Below are 2,059 nucleotides of genomic sequence, written 5' to 3'. Positions count from 1 at the left end.
AGTACGTCCAGTACGAGGCCGACTCGGGCGCACGCCCAGCCGGGCGCCCAACGCCGCGCGCTGATCTGCCAAGATCCGCCGGACAGGCCCTAGAGCAAACAGCGGCCGATCACCAGTTCCGGCCGGATCCGGATCCGGACCACGTCCGGGGCGGTCGCCGTCCCCGGGCGGACCTGGGCACGGCCGAGGACGGTGACGAACCAGCCGGAGCCGTCCCGGCCGTCCACCTCGTCGGCCTCGAAGGCGATCACCGCGCCGTCCACCGCCCGGGCCAGCTCGGAGTCGGCGGGTGCGGAGACCAGCACGCCGCCGGGCGCCAACCGGAAGTCCCCGGCAGGACGGCCGGGAGGGCGTCGACGGTGTAGACGACCCGCCCGACGGGGGCCCGGCCCAGCAGCTGCAGCGCCCGCCTCCGGTCGAGCTCGCGGGGGCCGGACGGGTTCGAGCGGTGGACGGGGTCGGACGGCGCGGGCCGGGGGGACGGGACGTGATCGCGGTTCATGCGAGCGATGCTCACCCGGGGCCGGGCCCGGTCACGAGGGCCGATGGTCCCGCCGAGGGGCCCGCCCGGGCGGGTCGTCAGCCCCGGGGCGGGTCGTCAACCCCGGCCGTAGCGCAGCGGCGAGGACGGCGCGGCGGCCGACTGCCGCAGCTCGGTGGCGATCAACGCCGCCTGCACCCGCCGCTCCACCCCGAGCTTGGCCAGCAGCCGGGACACGTGGTTCTTCACCGTCTTCTCCGCGAGGTAGAGCCGCTCACCGATCTGCCGGTTGGTCAGGCCCTCCCCGATCAGCGCCAGCACCTCCTGCTCGCGCGCCGTCAGCGCCGGTCCGGCGGTCACCGGCCGGGCGGGCTCGGCGTCGCTGCGCAGCCGGTTCAGCAGCCGGGTCGCCGCGCCGGGGTCGAGCATCGACCGGCCGGAGGCCACGGTACGGACGGCGGCGACCAGGTCGGTGCCGCTGATCTGCTTCAACACGTACCCGGCGGCACCCGCCATCACGGCGTCCAGCAGCGCCTCCTCGTCGTCGAAGGAGGTCAGCATCAGACAGGCCAGGTCGGGCATCCGCGACCGCAGTTCACGGCAGACGGAGACCCCGTCGCCGTCCCCGAGCCGGACGTCCAGCACCGCCACGTCGGGCCGCAGCGCGGGCACCCGGACGAGGGCCTGCTCGGCCGTCGCGGCCTCCCCGACGACCTCCAGGTCCGGCTCGCCGTCCAGCAGGTCGTGCACCCCGCGGCGCACCACCTCGTGGTCGTCCAGCAGGAACACCCGGACCGGCGCCGAAGCCCCGACGCCCTCCACCTCGGTCGCCATCACGCGGTTTCCACCTTCGTCACCCCCGCACACTCCCGGCGGGGCCCACCGCATCATCCCCCGCCGCCCTGCGGCGGCCCAGGGCCCAACGGCCCCATTCGCCCGTCACCGTCACCGTCCTCGGCTCCGTCCCCCGTCCCTCCGCCGTCCCGGGACGTCCCGCGCTGGTGGGACGTCCGGCCCGCTGTTTGGCTGATGACCGCCCGCCCGGACTCCGTACCGGGCCGATCGGAGAAGGAACCCCGTGATGCGGACGAAGCTCGCCCTCAGGACCACCCTGGCCCTCGCCACCGCGGCCGTGACCCTCGCCCTGGCCGCCCCGGCCCAGGCCTCGACCGGCGCCTCCTACATCGGCGACGGCTACCCGAACGGCTACAACTCCGTCCACTGCGTGCAGACGATCCTCAACGACTGGGTCGCCAACGTCGTGGGCGACTCGGGCGCCCGGGTGCAGGAGGACGGCATCTGGGGCCCGAAGACCAAGGCCCTGGTGGTCCGCTACCAGACGGTCCAGAGCCACAGCAACCCGAGCGTCGTCCCGGACGGCATCGTGGGCAGGATCACCGGCGACATCATGATCTACAGCAACACCCAGCCCTGCTACAAGTACATCCCGACCATGTACTGATCCCACCGGACCCGTGGGGGGGCCGGGGCGCCCCCCCCCCCCCCCCGCGGCGGCCCCCGCCGGCCGGGGGGGGCCCCCGCCCCCCCCGCGCCCCCCGCGGGCCGCCCCCCCCCCCG

2 protein-coding genes and 1 pseudogene are annotated in these 2,059 nt (G+C 75.4%); 1 reads left to right on the top strand and 2 read right to left on the bottom strand.

The window, feature by feature from the left end; translation table 11 throughout:
- Positions 1-89: 89 nt before the first annotated feature.
- Together ACFWXO_RS45355 and ACFWXO_RS45350 are read right to left on the bottom strand one after the other, a co-directional pair.
- Positions 90-502 (bottom strand): annotated as a pseudogene (locus tag ACFWXO_RS45355) (pyridoxamine 5'-phosphate oxidase family protein).
- 96 nt (positions 503-598) lie between these two features.
- Positions 599-1,315, bottom strand: coding sequence for a response regulator (locus tag ACFWXO_RS45350; protein ID WP_375886588.1), 717 nt, complete (start codon positions 1,313-1,315; stop codon positions 599-601).
- A 247-nt stretch (positions 1,316-1,562) separates the two neighbouring features.
- Between ACFWXO_RS45350 and ACFWXO_RS45345 the strand changes: the two genes are divergently transcribed.
- Positions 1,563-1,943, top strand: a complete 381-nt coding sequence (locus ACFWXO_RS45345; protein WP_375886585.1) for a peptidoglycan-binding protein — start codon at positions 1,563-1,565, stop codon at positions 1,941-1,943.
- Positions 1,944-2,059 lie beyond the last annotated feature (116 nt).

It is taken from the genome of Kitasatospora sp. NPDC059088 (assembly GCF_042738155.1).
Lineage (GTDB): Bacteria > Actinomycetota > Actinomycetes > Streptomycetales > Streptomycetaceae > Kitasatospora.
Note: the sequence above shows the minus strand (reverse complement) of the source record. Positions and strands in the feature narration are given on the sequence as shown.